General features: G+C 68.3%; 18 protein-coding genes. All 18 read left to right on the forward strand.

Translation table 11 applies throughout. From position 1 onward, the window contains the following. Positions 1-4: 4 nt before the first annotated feature. The 18 genes from VEW47_02260 (at position 5) to VEW47_02345 (ending at position 17583) form a co-directional block, all read left to right on the forward strand. Positions 5-496 (forward strand): type II secretion system protein, encoded by a 492-nt coding sequence (locus VEW47_02260; GenBank protein ID HYS03991.1) that lies wholly within the window; start codon positions 5-7, stop codon positions 494-496. 1 nt (position 497) lies between these two features. Next, entirely contained in the window at positions 498-896 is a 399-nt protein-coding gene (locus VEW47_02265; protein HYS03992.1) for a prepilin-type N-terminal cleavage/methylation domain-containing protein, read from the forward strand. A gap of 62 nt (positions 897-958) precedes the next feature. Continuing rightward, positions 959-1795 (forward strand): hypothetical protein, encoded by an 837-nt coding sequence (locus VEW47_02270; GenBank protein ID HYS03993.1) that lies wholly within the window; start codon positions 959-961, stop codon positions 1793-1795. A gap of 18 nt (positions 1796-1813) precedes the next feature. After that, on the forward strand, positions 1814-2797 hold the full coding sequence (locus VEW47_02275; protein HYS03994.1) for a hypothetical protein: 984 nt from the start codon (positions 1814-1816) through the stop codon (positions 2795-2797). A 175-nt stretch (positions 2798-2972) separates the two neighbouring features. Next, complete coding sequence (locus VEW47_02280) at positions 2973-4430, forward strand: aspartate kinase (protein ID HYS03995.1); 1458 nt, start codon at positions 2973-2975, stop codon at positions 4428-4430. A gap of 9 nt (positions 4431-4439) precedes the next feature. Then, positions 4440-5501 carry a hypothetical protein gene (locus VEW47_02285; protein HYS03996.1) on the forward strand — a complete coding sequence of 354 codons (1062 nt, stop codon included), beginning with the start codon at positions 4440-4442 and terminating at the stop codon, positions 5499-5501. A 54-nt stretch (positions 5502-5555) separates the two neighbouring features. Then, positions 5556-6572 (forward strand): aspartate-semialdehyde dehydrogenase, encoded by a 1017-nt coding sequence (gene asd / locus VEW47_02290; protein HYS03997.1) that lies wholly within the window; start codon positions 5556-5558, stop codon positions 6570-6572. Next, positions 6569-7525, forward strand: a complete 957-nt coding sequence (locus VEW47_02295) for a homoserine kinase (GenBank protein HYS03998.1) — start codon at positions 6569-6571, stop codon at positions 7523-7525. Before asd ends, VEW47_02295 begins: the two co-directional genes overlap by 4 nt. 2 nt (positions 7526-7527) lie before the next feature. Further along, positions 7528-8880 (forward strand): threonine synthase, encoded by a 1353-nt coding sequence (gene thrC / locus VEW47_02300; protein ID HYS03999.1) that lies wholly within the window; start codon positions 7528-7530, stop codon positions 8878-8880. Continuing rightward, positions 8877-9506: a CBS domain-containing protein gene (locus VEW47_02305; GenBank protein HYS04000.1), complete on the forward strand. Its 630-nt coding sequence runs from the start codon at positions 8877-8879 to the stop codon at positions 9504-9506. The genes thrC and VEW47_02305 overlap by 4 nt, the downstream gene beginning before the upstream one ends. After that, entirely contained in the window at positions 9503-10087 is a 585-nt protein-coding gene (locus VEW47_02310; protein HYS04001.1) for a hypothetical protein, read from the forward strand. The genes VEW47_02305 and VEW47_02310 overlap by 4 nt, the downstream gene beginning before the upstream one ends. 37 nt (positions 10088-10124) lie before the next feature. Beyond that, on the forward strand, positions 10125-11402 hold the full coding sequence (locus VEW47_02315) for a pitrilysin family protein (GenBank protein HYS04002.1): 1278 nt from the start codon (positions 10125-10127) through the stop codon (positions 11400-11402). Continuing rightward, positions 11402-11860: a dUTP diphosphatase gene (dut, locus tag VEW47_02320; protein ID HYS04003.1), complete on the forward strand. Its 459-nt coding sequence runs from the start codon at positions 11402-11404 to the stop codon at positions 11858-11860. The genes VEW47_02315 and dut overlap by 1 nt, the downstream gene beginning before the upstream one ends. Before the next feature lie 29 nt (positions 11861-11889). Then, positions 11890-13932, forward strand: coding sequence for a M13 family metallopeptidase (locus VEW47_02325; GenBank protein HYS04004.1), 2043 nt, complete (start codon positions 11890-11892; stop codon positions 13930-13932). An 8-nt stretch (positions 13933-13940) separates the two neighbouring features. Beyond that, entirely contained in the window at positions 13941-14717 is a 777-nt protein-coding gene (locus tag VEW47_02330) for an SDR family NAD(P)-dependent oxidoreductase (protein ID HYS04005.1), read from the forward strand. A gap of 85 nt (positions 14718-14802) precedes the next feature. Beyond that, entirely contained in the window at positions 14803-15576 is a 774-nt protein-coding gene (locus VEW47_02335; GenBank protein ID HYS04006.1) for an MBL fold metallo-hydrolase, read from the forward strand. Position 15577: 1 nt separating this feature from the next. Next, positions 15578-16876, forward strand: coding sequence for an adenylosuccinate lyase (gene purB / locus VEW47_02340; GenBank protein ID HYS04007.1), 1299 nt, complete (start codon positions 15578-15580; stop codon positions 16874-16876). After that, the gene (locus VEW47_02345) at positions 16873-17583 is read left to right on the forward strand and encodes a hypothetical protein (protein ID HYS04008.1); all 711 of its coding nucleotides are present in this window, start codon (positions 16873-16875) and stop codon (positions 17581-17583) included. The genes purB and VEW47_02345 overlap by 4 nt, the downstream gene beginning before the upstream one ends. Positions 17584-17850: the final 267 nt, after the last annotated feature.

Raw genomic sequence — 17850 nt, forward strand, 5'->3', positions numbered from 1 at the left:
AGGAATGCCGAGGCGGGAGATGCGGTTGCATGGTTCGAAGTCGGCTGCGGGCGTCACCCTCGTCGAGCTGGTGGTGACCATCGCCGTGCTGTCGATCATCGCCGGGGCGCTGGTGCCGATCGCCAAGTTCGCCGTGAAGCGCCAGAAGGAGCTCGAGCTGCGGCGCGACCTGAGGACCATGCGCACGGCCATCGACTTGTACAAAAAGTTCTGCGACACCGGTGTCATCCAGAAGAGCGGCGTCGATTCGGAGTGCTACCCGCCCGATCTCGACACGCTGGTCGACGGCGTCGAGAAGACGGGGGCGCTGGGGCAGAAGATCAAGTTCCTGCGCCGCGTCCCGATCGACCCGATGACCAGCACGAAGGACTGGGGGATGCGGTCGTTCCAGGACGAGGCGGACTCGACCTCATGGGGGCACGAGAACGTCTACGACGTGTACACCACGTCGCAGGGGAAGGCGCTGGACGGCAAGACGCAGTACAAGGACTGGTGAGATGCGGGACGAGAAGGGATTCACCCTCATCGAGCTTCTGATCGTCGTCGCGATCATCGGCATCATCGCCGGCATCGCGGTGGTGCAGCTGCAGAACGCCCCGAAGAAGGCGCGCGAGTCGGTCCTCAAGGAGGACCTGTACGCCCTGCGCGACTGCATCGACCAGTACTTCGCGGACAAGGGGAAGTACCCGGAATCGCTCGAGACGCTCGTCGAGGAGAACTACCTGCGCAAGCTGCCGGCCGATCCGATCACCGGGTCGTCCGAGAGCTGGCAGGTCGTGCACGCCGAGGCCGACGACGAGGACTCGACGGACCCCTCCGCGACCGCCGGCATCATCGACGTGAAGAGCGGCGCCGAGGGTTCGGCCCTCGACGGAACGAGATACAGCGACTGGTGAGGGAGAACGACGTTGTGGAGGCCTCTCGCGGGGCGTATATTCCGACGAAGGAGTCCAGAGTGATGACGACAATTCTGAAACGTTACCCGGCGCGGGTCGCGGCCTTCATCGCGGTGGCCGCCGTCGCCGCGTGTCAATCCAGCGACAAGCTCCCGCCCAAGGGATCGACGGTCACGGTGGCGGCAAACCCCGCGACCATCCCGCTGGCAACCGCCGCGGAGTGTGGCAGTCTTCTAGGCGTGACGACCTGCGGGACAGCCGACATCGTCGCCACGGTCGCAAGCGAGTTGGGCGTCCCGCTTCCCGGCCAGGATGTCCGCTTCAGCAGCACAGCCGGCTTCCTTTACACCGGCTCCGCATTGAGCCCCGTGAACGCCGCCAACATTCCGATTCGGACCGACAGATTCGGTAACGCGAATGTCAGTCTGACTACGTCAACAACGGCCACGGTGACCGCCAAGTCCGGAGCGGCCTCCGGGACTCTGACGATCAACACGGTATCCGGCAACCTCAGTTCGATCCTGCTGAATATCGACATTAGCACCAGCGGATGTTCCACAAAGGGTCTCAGCATCGATAGCTGCGGCCAGATAGTCTGCTTTAAGGCGACGGCTGTGGATTCCACCGGCAAGGGCATTCAGGGGGTTCCACTCGTTTTCAAGCTTCAGAACAACACTTCGTCCGATGGGAAGACGTTCAACGTGACCTTTACCAATTCTTCCACGACGACGAATACCAACGGCGACGCTTTCGCCCAGTTCACGCCGGATAACACGTGCTCGGCCCAGTGCAGCCAGAGCCAGAACGGCGGCAAGAGTTGCGTTGGGGAGATCGTCTGCACGACACAGGGAGGAACGTTCCAAAGTAACACGCTGCAATTGAATATCGGAATTCAGTAAAGAGGAGAGTCAGCGACAATGGCCGCCCGTCCAAGTAACGAGTCCGGCGCCATCCTGATCGTCTTCATGGTGACGCTCGCGGTCGCCGCGATCGCGCTCGGCGCGGCGGTGCAGGCCTGGTCCACGACCTGGAGGCGGGAGAACGAAGAAGAGCTGATCTTCCGCGGCAACCAGTATGTGGACGGGATCATCGCCTACCGCAAGGAGCACGGCGGACAATTCCCGCTCACGCTGGAGGATCTCTTCAAGCCGGGGCCGCGCCGCCTGCGGTACATCCGCAGGCTCTACAAGGATCCGATCGTCCCGGACGGCAAGTGGGGGCTCCTGTACCTGATGCCGGGCGGACAGGGGGTGTACGACCCGAAGGCGGCCGAGAAGGCGAAGGCCAAGGCGTCGAAGGACTGGGGCTCCGGCTGGGAGAGCGCCGGGACTGGGGATCTGGCGCAGGGACAGGTGCAGGGGCAGATGCCGGGTGTGACGCCGATCGGGATGAATCCGAACGGATCGGGAATCCCCGGGACCGGCGGAATGCCGGCCGGCTCGCTGCCGCCACCCGCCATCCAGGGCGGTCTGCCGTCGATCCCGACGGCTCCCCAGGGGGGCATCGAGAACGGCAAGGAGTCGGTCAGCGAGCCGACGATAGGCTGGCCGATCATCGGGGTGATCAGCCGCGCCATCGGCAAGGCGTCCGAGGACACTTACAAGATCTACAAGGGGCACGAGCACGTGGATGAGTGGCAGTTCCAGGTCTTCGACCGCGGTGAGCAGATCCAGCAGCCCGGCAACCCGGCGGCCCGCCCCGCACCGGTGGGTGCGGGTCCCGGGTACGGCGGGAAGTATCCAATCCAGGGAATCATGGGCGACCAGAACCGGCGCGGGCCGATGGGCATGGGCGGACCTGGCGCCCAGCCAGGATGGGGCCAGCCAAATAATTGGCCGCCGGGCCGGACCACACCCACCCGGCAGGACCAGGGTGGCAACAACAATAACAACCCGCCGTGACAAGCAGCCGCCGGACGATGTTTTACGCGCCGCGACATGGGCGATCCGGGCGTTGACAGGGAATGCGCTTCGCTGGTCTAATCCTTTTCTCCTGAATGCTCCGGGTCAAAGCGCGCCTCTTGAAGGGGAGGGAGCGATCCTCCCCTCGATTTTTTTTTGGGACGGAATCGGGACCATGATCGTCATGAAATTCGGCGGCACCTCGCTGGCGGGGGCCGCGCAGATAAGACAGGTCGGGTCGATCGTCAGGCGGTTCGCGCGCTCGAAGCCCGTGGTCGTGGTCTCGGCCATGGCGGGCGTCACCGACGACCTGATCCTCCTCGCCGAGACCTCGGTCGCGGGGCTGCCGCGCGACGTCAGCGCGAGGCTCGATCGCCTGCAACGGCGCCACCGGCGCGAGGCGCGCCTCCTCGGCCTGAGCGACGGCTCCGGCAGCCGGCTGGAGAGGGAGTTCGAGGCGCTGTTCAGCGAGCTGGAGGGGGTCTGCCACGGCGTTCTCCTGCTGCGCGAGCTGAGCCGGAGATCGCTCGATCTCATCTCCTCGTTCGGCGAGAGGCTGTCGGCCCTCCTGGTCACGGATCACCTGCGCGCGATCGGCCTGAAGGCGCAATACGCGGACGCGCGCGACCACATCGTCACGGACGAGAGCCACGGCGCCGCCGTCGTCGACTTCGACGCGACGAACCGCGGGCTTCGAAAGGGGATCCTGCCGGTCGTGCGAAGAGGGGAGATCCCGGTCGTCACCGGCTTCATCGGCCGCACGCGCAGCGGCGCGACGACGACCCTGGGGCGGAGCGGCTCGGACTACACCGCCTCGATCCTGGGCGGGGCCCTGCGCGCGAATGAGGTCTGGATCTGGAAGGAAGTGGACGGCGTGTGCACGGCCGACCCGAATCTGGTCAAGAGCGCCCGCGTCGTGGCGCGGATCTCCTACCAGGAGGCGGCGGAGATGGCGCATTACGGCGCGGAGGTCATCCACCCGAAGACCATGATGCCGGCGCGGCGCAACCGCATCCCGATCCGGATCAAGAACACCTTCAAGCCGGACGCCCCGGGCACCCTGATCACGGCGCGCCCCGGCGCGCGCGGCGCCGCCCCGCTCCTGGTCAGCAGCATCGACGGAATGGCGCTGGTCACGGTCGAGGGGACCGGGATCTTCGGCCAGCCCGGGATGATCCTGAGGCTCCTGACGCCCGTCGCGAACGCCGGAACGAACATCTACATGATCTCGATGTCGTCCTCCGAGTACAACATCTCGTTCGCCATCCTGCAGCACGACCTCGACAAGACCCTCAAGGCGCTGGAGAAGGACTTCCGCGACCGGGGTCTTCTGGGCGAGCAGGTGGCGCGCATCACGGTCGAGCGCGACATGTGCGCCATCGCGGTGGTCGGCGCCGGGATGAAGGGGCAGCACGGCATCGCCGGCCGGGTGTTCAGCGCGCTGGGAGATTCGAACGTGAACGTCGTGGCGATCGCCCAGGGATCGTCCGAGTACAACATCACCGTCATCATCAAGGGGCGCGACATGAAACAGGGCGTGCGGGCGATCCACGACCGGCTGAACGTCGGCCGCGCCGCCGCACGGCGCCCCCGGCGTCCCCCGCTCCGGCTGGTCTCGGGCCGGGGCCGCTGAGGCCGTGCGGTGAGGCTGTCTCTCGTCCAGCTCGGCAAGGGGACGGTCGGCCGGGCGCTCATCGGGCAGGTGAGAGAGCAGCGCGAGGCTCTCGCGAAGCGGCTCGGCGTCGAGCTGGTGTACGCGGGGATCGCGGGCCGGCGCTCGGGGGCGTTCGAGCCGGACGGGCTCGACCTCGACCGCTGGGAGAAGCGGGTCGAGACGGGTGGCACCGACGGACGCACCATCCTGAAAGGGGCGCTGGGGGTCCTGTCCGGCCCGGCGGTGCTCATCGACGCGACCGCCGAGGAGGGAATGACGGCGCCGTACCTCGAGGCGCTGTCGGCCGGCCTGCACGTGGTCTCCTGCAACAAGAAGCCGCTGGCGGGACCGCTCGAGGAGTACCGCGCCGTCAAGGAGGCGGCGCGCAGGAAGCGGCGCTTCTGGCTGTACGAGGTGTCGGTCGGAGCGGGTCTCCCGGTGCTCGGGACGCTGCGGAACCTCCTGGACAGCGGCGACCGGCTGGAGTCGGTCGAAGGGTGCTTCTCCGGCACGCTCAATTACCTGTGCGCCGGGCTCGATGCGGGAGAAAAGTTCTCGGAAGTCCTTGCGCGCGCCTCTGAATTGGGGTACACGGAACCGGACCCCAGGGACGACCTGGGTGGGATGGACGTCGCCCGGAAGGGGCTGATCCTGGCGCGCGAGGCCGGGCGCGACCTCGAGGCAAAGGACGTCCGGCTCGAGCCGTTCTGTGCCGTCGATCGGCGTGGCGAGGCGTCCCGGTTCATCGCGGAATCGACGGCGCTCGACGCCGAGATGGCGCGCAGGTGGAAGGCGGCGGAGGCGAAGGGAGCCCGCCTGCGCTACGTGGCGACCATCGACGGCGGCTGCGCGGCTTCCCTCAGGGAGGTCCCGGCCGACTCGGCGCTCGGCCGTCTGTCCGGTCCGGAGAATATTTTCGTGTTCCGCACGGAACGGTACGCGCAGAATCCGCTGGTGGTCTCGGGGCCCGGCGCGGGGCCCCAGGTGACGGCGGCCGGGGCGTTCGCCGACGTCATCACGGTGGCGCGATCGATCGTCGGGACGGCGTGAGACGGCAGGTGGAGACGGGAGGCGGGTGTGGGGGCTGACAGACGGATACCGGTCGTGATCCTCGGCGCGACCGGGGCGGTCGGGCAGAGGTTCGTCCAGCTGCTCGACGGCCATCCCTGGTTCCGGGTGGCGGGCCTGGCCGCCTCGGAGCGCTCGGCCGGGCAGGCGTACGGCAAGGCGGCCCGCTGGTTCCTGCCGGAGCCGATTCCGGAGTGGGCGCGCACCATGGAGGTCGTCCCCTGCCGCCCGGGGATCGACGCGCGTCTCGCCTTCTCGGGTCTCGACGCTTCGGTCGCGGGCGGGATCGAAGAGGAGTTCGCGCGCGCCGGCTGCGCGGTCGTCAGCAATTCCAGGAACCACCGTATGGACCCCGAGGTGCCGCTCCTGGTCCCGGAGGTCAACGCCGACCACCTCGAGCTCGTCGAGACGCAGAAGCGCAGGTGGCGCGGCGGCGGGTTCATCGTCACGAACCCGAACTGTTCGACCATCGGCCTGGCGTTGTCGGTCGCCCCGCTGCATCGCGCCTTCGGCATCAAGCGCCTGGTTGTGGCGACGCTGCAGGCGATTTCAGGAGCCGGGTACCCGGGGGTCGCCTCGCTCGACATCCTGGACAACATCATCCCGTACATCGGCAACGAAGAGGAGAAGATGGAGTCCGAGACGCTCAAGATCTTCGGAACGCCGAAGGGGCCGGCGGCTTTCGGTGTCAGCGCCCACTGCCATCGCGTGCACGTCTCCGACGGGCACACGCTCGCCGTCTCGGTCGAGACGGAGCAGCGCACGACGGCCGAGGAGGCGACGCGCGTCCTGGGTGAGTTCCGCTCGCCCCTGGTGCCGCTCGGCCTGCCGAGCCTGCCGGAGCGCCCCATCGAGGTGCGCGACGAGCCGGACCGCCCCCAGCCGAAACACGACCGGATGGCGGGCAAGGGGATGACGATCAGCGTGGGGCGCGTGCGCCCCTGCCCCGTGCTCGGACTCAAATACGTCGCCCTGGTCCACAACACGATCAGGGGCGCCGCCGGCGCCGCGATCCTGAACGCCGAGCTCCTGAAGGCGAGGGGGCTCCTGTGACCGATCCGCAGCAGCCGGGCTGGGTCAAGGTGTTCGCGCCGGCCTCGATCGCCAACCTGGGGCCCGGCTTCGACTCCCTGGGGGTCGCGCTGGAGGGGCTGGGGGACACGATCGAGGCGCGCCGCAGCGAGACGCCCGGCGTGCGGATCATCGAGATGACCGGCGAGAAGGAGCACATCCCCACCGATCCGGACAAGAACTGCGCCGGCCGCGCCGCCGAGACGGTCCTGAAGCAGCTCAAGGGAAAAGCGGCGAAGGAAGCCGGGATGGAGATGAAGCTCCACAAGGGGCTGCCGCAGGGGAGCGGTCTCGGCTCGAGCGCCGCAAGCGCCGTGGGCGGAGCGGTCGCGGCGCACCTCCTGTTCGGCTCTGCGCTCGGAAGCAACATGCTCCTCGAGGCCGCCCTGGAGGGGGAGGTCCTGGCGAGCGGCGGCCGGCACGCCGACAACCTGGCGGCCTCGCTCCTCGGCGGGTTCACCATCGTGAGGAGCTACGAGCCCCTGGACGTCATCAGGCTGGAGCTGCCCTCCGCCATGCGCTTCGTCGTCGTCCTGCCGGGGATGGAGATCGAGACACGCTTCGCCCGCTCGGTCCTGCCCGAGATGATCGCGCTCAAGGATGCCGCCTGCAACTGGGCGAACACCGCGGCCCTCGTCGCCGCGGTGGCGCAGGGGAGGATCGGCGATTTCGGCCGCGCCGTGGTCGACCGGGTCGTCGAGCCGGTGCGATCGAGACTGATCCCGGGATTCGCAGACGTGAAGCACGCGGCGCTCGACGCCGGGGCCTACGGCTGCTCGATCTCGGGCGCCGGGCCGGCCCTGTTCGCCGTGGTGCCCCCGGACGCGGCCGAGAGGGTGGCCCTGGCGATGCAAGCCGCCTTCCAGCGCCACGGACTTCCGAGCCGGCACTTCGTCTGCCCGCCCGACAACCGCGGCGCGCGCCGGCTCGACTGACGATGACTTCGACCCGGCCGCCGTACTCCGGGCTGCGCTGCATCGGCTGCGGCCGCGTCTATCCCCTGGACGAGATCCGCTACGAGTGCGACGCCTGCTCCAACATCCTTGAGGTGACGCACGATTTCGACCGCCTGAGGAGCGACCACGACGGCGCCGGATGGCGCCTTCTGTTCGACTCGCGCCTGGGCGCCAGGACCGGCGTTCACCGGAGCGGCGTCTGGCGCTATCACGAGCTCGTGCTGCCGGACCTTCCCGCGGAGATGATCGTCAGCAAGCCGGAAGGGAACACCAACCTGTACCGCTCGAAGCGTCTCGAGGAGGCGTCGGGCACCTCCGAGGTGCGCCTGAAGCACGAAGGGGAGAATCCCACCCTGTCCTTCAAGGACCGCGGCATGACCGCGGGGGTGTCCTGGGCGCGTCACCTGCGGGTGCGGCAGGTCGCGTGCGCCTCGACCGGCGACACCTCGGCCGCCATGGCGGCCTACGCCGCGCAGGTCGACGGGATGCGCGGCGTGGTCGTCCTGCCGAAGGGGAAGATCAGCGTGGAGCAGCTGTCGCAGCCGATCGCGTCCGGCTGCCTGACGGTGTCGCTGCCGGCGGACTTCGACACGTGCATCCGCCTGCTTCGCGAGATCTGCCGGAGCCGGCCGATCTATCTCCTGAACTCGATCAACCCGGTACGCATCGAGGGACAGAAGACGATCGCCTACGAAACGCTGCAGGATCTCGACTGGCGGCCGCCCGACTGGGTCGTCGTGCCGGTCGGCAACGCCGGGAACATCGCGGCCATCGGCAAGGGGCTCGTCGATCTGAAGACACTCGGGGTCATCGACCGCGTGCCGAGGCTTCTCGGAGCGCAGGCGGACGCCGCGGCCCCCCTGGCGCGGGCGCATCGCGAGGGGTACAGGGAGCACGTCCGCGTGAAGGCGGCCGACACCGTGGCGACCGCTATCCGCATCGGCGATCCGGTGTCGTACGACAAGGCGGTGAACGCCGTGCGCCGGTCGGGAGGGGCGTTCATCTCCTCGAGCGAGCAGGAGATCATGGACGCCAAGGCGCTGGTCGATGCCACGGGAGTCTACATCTGCCCGAACTCCGCGACGGCCGTGGCCGGGTTCCTCAAGGCCCGGCAGGAGGGGACCATCCTCCCCGACGAGAGCGTCGTCATCGTCGCCACCGCCCATGGCTGCAAGTTCAGCCAGGCCACGATCGATTACCATGGAGGGCGCCTGCCGGGTGTCGAGCCGCGCCTCGCGAACCGGGTGGTCGAGGTCGCCGCGGACGCGGCGGCCCTGGAGCGTCTTCTGGCGTCGGTGGACGCGGAAGCCTCTTCCCGGAAGGACGGCGAATGACCAGGCCCAGGAGAGCCCCGAAGGCGAGGTCCCGGATCGCCCGGCATCTGAAGCCGGTCGCCCGGCGCGGTGCGGCTCTGTGCGCCCTGGATTTGATGACGCGGACGCCGGTCACGGTGCCGGCCGACATGAAGGTCGGGGCACTGTGCGATCTCCTGCAGGAGAAGAACATCAACGGAGCGCCCGTGGTGGACGAGGAGGGCCGGCTGGTCGGCGTGGTCACGCAGGAGGACATCATCTACGGCGCCATGGGGCACCCGTTGCCGGAAGACGGCGACTTCTCCGCCGCGGGCGCTCCGGCCCCTGCCGGCAGACCTTCGAAACGGGTCGTCGCCATGCTGCGCGGCAGGCACCTGCAGGAGGCGCCGCCGGCGCGGCTCCGCCGGGGGGAGAAGCCGTTCTGGGCCGAACAAAGGGCTCCCGACCCGATGGAGATGCCGGTCAGCACCATCATGACGAGCCCCGCCATCTCCGCCGAAGAGGACACGCTCGTGATCGAACTCTGCCGGATCATGTGGAGCCTCAGGATTCACCGCGTGCCGATTCTGAAGAGGGGCAGGGTCACCGGCCTGGTCTCGTCCATGGACCTGTGCCGCGCCGTCCTTGAAGGCAAGATCAAGATATGAATCCCGCGCCATCCGCCACACGGCGCGCGGCCCTCGTCGCCGTTCTGCTCCTGGGGGCGCTCGGGCCCGGCGCCTGCGCCCGCCCCAACGATTCCGTCCTCGCGCTGCTCCGGACGACCCTGAAGCGCGGCGACCGCGTCGTCCTGGTGCGCGCGCTAGACCCCCAGGCCGCGAGCGTCGCGGTCGTGATCGATACGCCGGCGGGCAAGCCGGAGCTGCGCTTCTACGAGCAGAGGGGCCCGGGGAAATACGCCCTGGCGCACACCGTCCAGGAGGGGGACTCGTTCAAGAACCTGAGCGTGGAGGACGTGGACGGCGACGGGAAGGACGAGATCGTGACGACCTGGGAGGGGGGGCACCTGGAGGTCATCGACGTCCTCGCCCGGGGGGCGGATCATGACTACCGATCCATTTTTCAGAACGCCGGCCGGCAGGTCGAGAAACGCTACGACTCGGCCGGACGCGTCGAGTTCTGGATCACGAGCCGCACCTACGACGAAGGGCCGGGCCAGCCTCCTGCCTACTCCACCACCGTCTATCGTCTTTCCGACGGCAAGTACGTCGAGGCCCCCAGGAAATAAGCCGGCGCCCGGGTCCCCCGGTGTTAACATGAGCGCCATGAGCGTCGTGACCGAAGAGATCCGCAAGGAGGTGTTCGGCAACGGCCTGGTCCTGATCACCGAGCCCATGCGCACCCTGCGCTCGGTGGCTCTGGGCGTCTGGATGAAGCGCGGCTCGCGTCACGAGTCGCCGGAGCAGAACGGCATCTCCCACTTCATCGAGCACCTGCTGTTCAAGGGGACCGAGACCCGCAGCGCCCAGGACATCGCCCTCATCGTCGACTCGGTGGGGGGGCAGATGGACGCCTTCACCACGAAGGAGTACACCTGCTTCTACTTCAAGGTCCTCGACGAGCACGTCGACATCGCCGTGGACCTCCTGTCGGACATCGTGCGCCATCCCAAGTTCATCCCGGACGAGGTCGAGAAGGAGCGCAAGGTCATCTACGAAGAGATCAAGATGGTCGACGACACGCCGGACGAGCTGGTGTACGACATCTTCAGCGAATCGTTCTGGAAGAACCATCCGCTCGGCCGGCCGATCCAGGGAACCAAGCGCTCGGTGTCGCGCATGGACCTCGACATGCTCATCCGGTTCTTCCGCGATTCGTACCAGCCGTCGAACATCATGATCACCGCGGCGGGCAACCTGGACCACGGCCGGCTGGCCGACGCCATGCGCCGGGCGTTCGAGCCGATCAGGAACAGCACGACGCCGATCCCGATCGCGGCCCCCGGCACCACGGGTGCCGTGGTCGTGCGCGAGAAGAAGGAGCTCGGGCAGCTGCACCTCTGCCTCGGCGTGCCGTGCTTCGGTCTTCCCCCCGAGAGACGCTACCGGGAGTACGTCCTGAACACTCTCCTCGGCGGCACCATGTCGTCGCGCCTGTTCCAGCACATCCGCGAGGAGCGCGGCCTCGCCTACTCGGTCTTCTCCTCCGTCAACTCGTTCCTCGACAGCGGCAACCTGCTGGTGTACGCGGCGACGTCCCCCGAGTCGGGGAAGGAGGTCGTCGAGCTCATCCTGCAGGAGTTCAGCAAGCTGAAGAAAGCTTCGGTCGGCGCCGGCGAGCTGAAGATGGCCAAGGATCACCTGAAGGGCAGCCTCATGCTGTCTCTCGAGAGCAGCAGCAGCCGGATGTCGAACCTGGCGCGCCAGGAGTTCTACTACGGCCGCCAGTTCTCGGTGAACGAGATCCTGCAGGGGATCGACGCCGTGACGGGTGAAGAGCTCCTGGACCTGTCGCGCGAGATCTTCGACCCGTCCTCCTGCACCCTGGCGGTCCTCGGTCAGACCGCCGGGCTGGGAATCGACAAGGTCGAGCTGCGGTTCTGATGCCGAGCCACCCGGCCGAAGTCCTGATCGTCCGCACGCGGGAGAATCCGGACCTGCCGTTGCCGGAGGCGGCCACGCCCGGGAGCGCCGGGCTGGACCTGCGCGCCTGCGTGCCGCGCCCTGTGGTCCTGGAGCCGGGACGCCGCATGCTGATTCCGACCGGCTTCTGCATCGCCCTGCCGGAGGGGTACGAAGGACAGGTGCGGCCGCGCAGCGGCCTGGCGCTGCGGCAGGGGCTGAGCATGCTGAACACTCCCGGGACGATCGACGCGGACTACCGGGGGGAGATCGGCGTCATCGCCGTCAACCTGGGCCAGGAGCCGGTCACGATCAGCCGCGGAGACCGGATCGCCCAGCTCGTCATAGCACCGGTGGCCCGGCCGCGCCTCGTGGCCGTGGACGAGCTTCCACCGAGCGCCCGCGCCGCGGGCGGCTTCGGGCACACCGGAACCACCTGAACCGCTCTCATCGGTCTGGGGAGATGTCCATGCGCCTCAAGATCCAGAGTCTCGTCGTCGCAGCGTTCGCTCTCCCGCTTCTCGGGGCCGGTCCAGCCGCCGGCGACATCGCCGCCATGGACAAGAGCGTCGACCCCTGCGCCGACTTCTACCAGTTCGCCTGCGGCGGCTGGAAGAAAACGAACCCGATCCCGCCGGACCGCGGCTCCTGGGGGCGCGGCAGCCAGCTCGACGAGCGCAACCTGGCCGTGCTGCACGACATCCTCGAGAAGCTCTCCGCCCAGACGGCGTCGCGCACGCCGGTCGAGACGCAAATCGGCGACTTCTACGCCGCCTGCATGGACGAGCCGGGGATCGAGAAGCTCGACATCCAGCCTCTGAAGGCCGACCTGTCGCGCATCCAGGCGATCGACTCGACGAAGAAGCTCGCGGCCGCGATCGCAGGCCTGCACGTGGCCGGGGTCAACCAGCCCCTGTCTGGATTCTCCGCCGGGCCGAGCCTCTTGTTCCGCTTCGGCTCCGAGCAGGATTTCAAGGACGCCACTTCGGTGATCGCGGTCGTCGACCAGGGGGGGATCGCCCTTCCCGACCGCGACTACTATCTCAAGGACGACCCCAAGTCGACGGAGACGCGCGACCGCTACCGCGACCACGTGCGCAAGACGTTCGGGCTTCTCGGCGACGCGCCCGACAAGGCGGCGAAGGCGGCGGACCACGTGCTGGCCGTCGAGACCGCATTGGCGAAAAACTCCATGGATCGCGTCGCACGACGCGACCCCCTGAACATCTACCACAAGATGGCCCGCAAGGACCTCGCGGCGCTGGCCCCGTCGTTCGACTGGGGCTCCTACTTCGCGACGATGGGGGCCGGAACGATCACGTCGCTCGATGTGTCGGTCCCCGACTTCATGAAGGGGATGGACGCCCTCATCAAGTCGCAGCCGCTCGGGGACTGGAAGGATTACCTGCGCTGGCAGGTGGCGCGCGCGGCCTCTCCGCTCCTCGGCAAGGCCTTCGTCGAGGCCGACTTCGACTTCTTCAACAGGACCCTCGCCGGGGCGAAGGAGCTGAGCCCGCGCTGGAAGCGCTGCGTCCAGATGACCGACGGTCTCCTGGGAGAGGCGCTCGGGCAGCCGTACGTCGAGCGCGCCTTCGGGGCGCAGGGGAAGGCGCGCACGCTGGCTATGGTCGCGGCGCTCGAGAAGGCGCTGCGCCGGGACATCGAGGGGCTCCCCTGGATGACCGACGCGACCAAGAAGGCGGCGCTCGTCAAGCTGGACGGGATCAAGAACAAGATCGGCTACCCCGACGCGTGGCGCGACTACAGCAAGGTCCGCGTGGCGCGGACCGACTTCGCCGGCAACGTGTCGAGGGCGCGCGCCTTCGAGGTGGCGCGTCGGATCGCGAAGATCGGCAAGCCTCTCGATCGTGGCGAGTGGGCGATGACGCCACCGACCGTGAACGCCTACTACGATGCGCAGCTGAACGACATCAACTTCCCCGCGGGGATCCTGCAGCCGCCGTACTTCGACAACTCGGCCGACGACGCCATGAACTTCGGCGGCATCGGCTCGGTCATCGGCCACGAGCTGACGCACGGCTTCGACGACCAGGGGCGCAAGTTCGACGCGCAGGGGAACCTGCGCGACTGGTGGACTGGCGACGACGCCCGCGAGTTCGAGAAGCGCGCCACCTGCCTGGCGGACGAGTACTCCGGTTTCGTGGCGGTCGAGGACGTGCACCTGAACGGCCGGCTGACGCTGGGGGAGAATACCGCGGACAACGGCGGCCTGCGCATCGCCTTGATGGCGCTGCAGGACACCCAGACGGGGTCCTCGCAGGCGCCGGTCGACGGCTTCACCGCCGAGCAGCGCTTCTTCCTGGGGAACGCCCAGGCTTGGTGCGCCAACTACTCCGACGAGATGGCCCGCCTGCGCGCCCAGACCGACCCGCACTCGCCGGCGAAGTACCGGGTGAACGGTGTCGTCTCGAACATGCCCGAGTTCCAGAAGGCGTTCTCCTGCCCGGCCGGCGCTCCGATGGTCCGCGACAACGCCTGCCGGGTGTGGTAAGTCCATCCATGAAACTGGAGAAGCGAACCGTCCTGATCACCGGCGGCACCAGCGGAATCGGTCTCGAACTGGCGAGGCAACTGCTTCGGCGGGGGAACAACGTGATCGTCACCGGCCGCGATCAGGGAAGACTCGACGCCGTCAGGCGGGAACTGCCCGGCCTGCAGGCGTTCAAGAGCGACGTCAGCGATCAGGCTGCGATCGCGGCGCTGCACGAGAGCGTCCTCGCAGCGTTCCCGGCGCTCGACACGCTCGTCAACAACGCCGGCATCATGCGCAACCTGGACTTCAACCGGGAGCGCAACCTGGACAACGTTACGCGCGAGATCGACATCAACCTGTGCGGACCGGTGCGGATGGTCCGGCAGTTCCTGCCCCATCTCAAAGCGCGAAAGGGGGCGCTGATCGTAAACGTCTCGTCCGGCCTGGCGTTCGTCCCATTCCCGGTTGCACCGGTCTACTGCGCCACGAAGGCCGCGCTGCACTCCTTCACCCAGTCCCTGCGCGTGCAGCTCGAAGGCACGGACGTGACCGTGGTCGAGCTGGCTCCGCCCGCCGTCGAGACGCCGCTGCTCCGAGGCGAGTTCGCGGAGGAGACGAAGAGTCTGAAAGGCATGGACCCGAAGGTGCTCGCCGAGCGCGCCATCGCCGGCATCGAGGCGGGCAGGCTGGAGATCCGGCCGGGCCTCAGCAACATGCTGAAGGTCATGAGCCGGATCGCCCCGCAGTTCATGCTCAGGCAGATGGCAAGAGCGTCGAAACCGAAAGCGGCCGCGCGGCCATGAAGCGGGAGCGGCAATATCGGTTACAATCCGCCCGAACGCTCGCAGCTCTCCCTCGCGGAGGAGGACGCCCCTGAGGCTTGCGGTCCTGGGAAGCGGCAGCGGGGGGAACGCGACCTGCATCGAGGGGGGCGGAGCCCGCGTCCTGCTCGACGCCGGATTCTCCTGCCGGGAGCTCGGCGTCCGGCTGCAGTCGGTGGGCGTCGAGCCGCACCGTCTGGACGCGATCGTGATCACCCACGAGCACGCCGATCACATCAGCGGCGCCGCCCTGTTCTCGCAGAAGCACAAGGTGCCCGTCTACTGCACCGCCGCGACCTTCAGGGCGGCCGGCCTGCAGCGCGCCGGGGTGCACGGGCACGGCGTGTTCGCGCACGTCGCGGTCGAGGCGGGAACACCGTTCGATGTGGGAGGGCTGCGCCTGCGGCCGTTCTCGGTGCCGCACGACGCCGTGGAGACGGTGGGATACGCGGTCGAGTGCGAGGGCGAGCGCTTCGGCTACGCGACCGACCTGGGGCACGACCCAGCCCCCGTGCGCGAGGCGCTCATGGACTGCGATGTGGTGATGCTCGAGTCGAACCACGACGTGGAGATGCTGAGGCAGGGACCCTACCCCCAGGTGATCAAGGATCGCGTCCTGGGGCGGCACGGCCACCTGGACAACCGCACGGCGGCGGCGCTTCTGTGCGACGTGGCGACCGAGAGGACGCGCCGGGTCATCCTGGCGCACCTGAGCCGGACGAACAACCGGCCCGATCTGGCCCTGCTGGCGGCGCGCGGGGAGTTCGAGCGCCGCGGCCGCAGGGCGCCCGTCCTTCACCCGGCGCGGCAGGCCGCCCCGTCGGAATGGTTCGAGGTCTGAGATGATTCCCCGCTATTCCCGTCCGGAGATGTCGCGCATCTGGGACGACGAGCACAAGTTCCAGAAATGGCTGGACGTCGAGCTCGCGGTGTGCGACGCGCTCGCCGACCGCGGCCAGATCCCGAAGCAGGCGGCCGCGAACATCCGGGCCAAGGCGCGCTTCGAGGTCCAGCGCGTGCGCGAGATCGAGGCGACCGTGCAGCACGACGTCATCGCATTCATCACCAACCTCGCCGAGCACGTCGGTCCCGACGCGCGTTACATCCATCTGGGTCTGACCAGCAACGACGTGGTCGACACCGCCACGGCGCTTCTCATGATCGAAGCGTCCGAGCTTCTGATGAAGGATCTCGAGGGGCTCGCGAACGCCGTCGAGAAGCGGGCGTTCGAGCACAAGAACACGGTCATGGCCGGCCGAACGCACGGCGTGCACGCCGAGCCGATGACGTTCGGCCTGAAGATGGCGGTGTGGCACAGCGAGGTGCGGCGCACCATCGACCGCCTGAGCGTGGCACGCCGGCACGTCGCCGTGGGCAAGCTCTCCGGGGCGGTCGGCACGTTCGCCCACCTCGACCCGGACGTCGAGGCGGCGGCCCTCGGCTCGCTCGGTCTCTCGCCCGTGCCGATCGCCACGCAGGTGGTGCAGCGCGACCGGCACGCGGAGTTCCTCGCCGCCCTCGCGATCGCCGCCACCTCCATCGAGCGCTTCGCCATCGAGGTGCGGCACCTGCAGCGCACCGAAGTCGGGGAGGTCGAGGAGCCGTTCGGCGCCGGCCAGAAGGGCTCGTCGGCGATGCCGCACAAGAAGAACCCGATCACCTCCGAGCAGATGAGCGGCCAGGCCCGGCTGATCCGTGGATATCTCCAAGTGGCGCTCGAGAACATCCCACTGTGGCACGAGCGGGACATCTCCCACTCCTCCGCCGAGAGGGTCATCCTGCCCGACGCCACCATCCTGCTCGACTACATGATCCACCGCTTCACACGGATCGTCTCCGGCATGGTCGTGCACCCCGAGGCGATGCGCCGCAACCTGGACATGAGCCGCGGTCTGATCTTCTCCGGCACAATCCTCCTGGAGCTGGCCAAGAAGGGAGTGTCGCGCGACGAGGCCTACGGATGGGTGCAGAAGGCGGCCATGGACGCGCAGGCCGGCCAGGGGGATTTCAAGGCCCTCCTCCTCAAGGACAAGAACATCACCTCCCGTCTTTCCGCCCAGGAGATCGACCGTTGCTTCGACGTCCAGCACCACCTGCGCCACGTCGACGACCTGTTCAAGAGGACGTTCGGGCGGGCGTGAGGCCCACGGCCCTTCTCCTCCCCGCCTTCGCGGTCGTCCTGCTTCTTGCCCCGACACTGGCCGCCGCGGCCTCGCCTTCCCGCGAGCTCGTCGGCCAGGTCCTGTACGTTCTCAATCCCACCACTGTCCGCACCCGCGGCAGCAGCCTCGGCGTCGACCTGCCGCGCGGCCAAGTGGTCGTCCTCGTTGACCTGAGCGCCGATCGCGCCCTCCTCGCGCCCGGCCCGTCCGACGCCTCGCTGCTGCGCGCCTACGGAGTCCGCAAGCCCCCCCGCTACGTCGCCACACCGTCGCAGATCGCCGCCGATTACCTTCCCCGGCCCGCCTGGGAGAAGGCGCGCGAGACCGGCGTCCACCGACTGCTCGACCGCTGGCCCGACCTCACACCCGGCCAGGCCCTGCGGATCTTCCTCGGCCAGCCGTTCGTCGGCATGACGGAGGCGCAGGCCGAAGAGGCGGTCGGCCCGCTCGTCCTGTCCCGCGAGCCGGTGGCTGGCGAGGCCGGCGCCGTAGCCTGGAAGGTCGGCCACCGCCCCCGTTCCTCCGAGCTGCGCCTCTACAACGAGTCCCGCGAGCGCGGCCGTCGCCCCGCCACCTTCGACGATTACCTCTCGACCCGAGTGCGCGCGATCGTGATGCTGCGGGGCGGCGTCGTCTCGTCGATCGAGGCGCCGGAGGGGCAGACGAGCGGGCTGAACTGGCCATAATCGATTTCACGCAAGCTTGCGACCCGCTCCTTTCAGGCGGTATAGTTGGCCTCAGCCAACATCCGCTGGGAGACATGGTTCGGCGATTGACGGATACCCTCGCAACCATAACGTTGTCAGGACGATCGTCGGTTGCAGCCAAGTCTGATCAAGGTCGTGGCTTGGCGGTGCTCATGTTCTTATCCCGGTGGGCACGATGGGCGTTATGCGCCGTCCCAGGGAGCCCGCCGAAACGTGAGCGGCGCGGGGACCCGGCCGAGGAGCGGA

The sequence above is a fragment of the Candidatus Dormiibacterota bacterium genome (assembly GCA_035635555.1).
Classification (GTDB): Bacteria; Acidobacteriota; Polarisedimenticolia; order Gp22-AA2; family Gp22-AA2; genus Gp22-AA3.

Bases quoted from the DNA above. Each gene is read 5' to 3' on its own strand.
- purB (HYS04007.1), top strand. From the start codon at position 15,578: ATGATTCCCCGCTATTCCCGTCCGGAGATGTCGCGCATCTGGGACGAC.
- VEW47_02315 (HYS04002.1), top strand. From the start codon at position 10,125: ATGAGCGTCGTGACCGAAGAGATCCGCAAGGAGGTGTTCGGCAACGGC.
- VEW47_02310 (HYS04001.1), top strand. From the start codon at position 9,503: ATGAATCCCGCGCCATCCGCCACACGGCGCGCGGCCCTCGTCGCCGTT.
- VEW47_02265 (HYS03992.1), top strand. From the start codon at position 498: ATGCGGGACGAGAAGGGATTCACCCTCATCGAGCTTCTGATCGTCGTC.
- VEW47_02280 (HYS03995.1), top strand. From the start codon at position 2,973: ATGATCGTCATGAAATTCGGCGGCACCTCGCTGGCGGGGGCCGCGCAG.
- thrC (HYS03999.1), top strand. From the start codon at position 7,528: ATGACTTCGACCCGGCCGCCGTACTCCGGGCTGCGCTGCATCGGCTGC.
- VEW47_02270 (HYS03993.1), top strand. From the start codon at position 959: ATGACGACAATTCTGAAACGTTACCCGGCGCGGGTCGCGGCCTTCATC.
- dut (HYS04003.1), top strand. From the start codon at position 11,402: ATGCCGAGCCACCCGGCCGAAGTCCTGATCGTCCGCACGCGGGAGAAT.
- VEW47_02325 (HYS04004.1), top strand. From the start codon at position 11,890: ATGCGCCTCAAGATCCAGAGTCTCGTCGTCGCAGCGTTCGCTCTCCCG.
- VEW47_02330 (HYS04005.1), top strand. From the start codon at position 13,941: ATGAAACTGGAGAAGCGAACCGTCCTGATCACCGGCGGCACCAGCGGA.
- VEW47_02305 (HYS04000.1), top strand. From the start codon at position 8,877: ATGACCAGGCCCAGGAGAGCCCCGAAGGCGAGGTCCCGGATCGCCCGG.
- VEW47_02260 (HYS03991.1), top strand. From the start codon at position 5: ATGCCGAGGCGGGAGATGCGGTTGCATGGTTCGAAGTCGGCTGCGGGC.
- VEW47_02275 (HYS03994.1), top strand. From the start codon at position 1,814: ATGGCCGCCCGTCCAAGTAACGAGTCCGGCGCCATCCTGATCGTCTTC.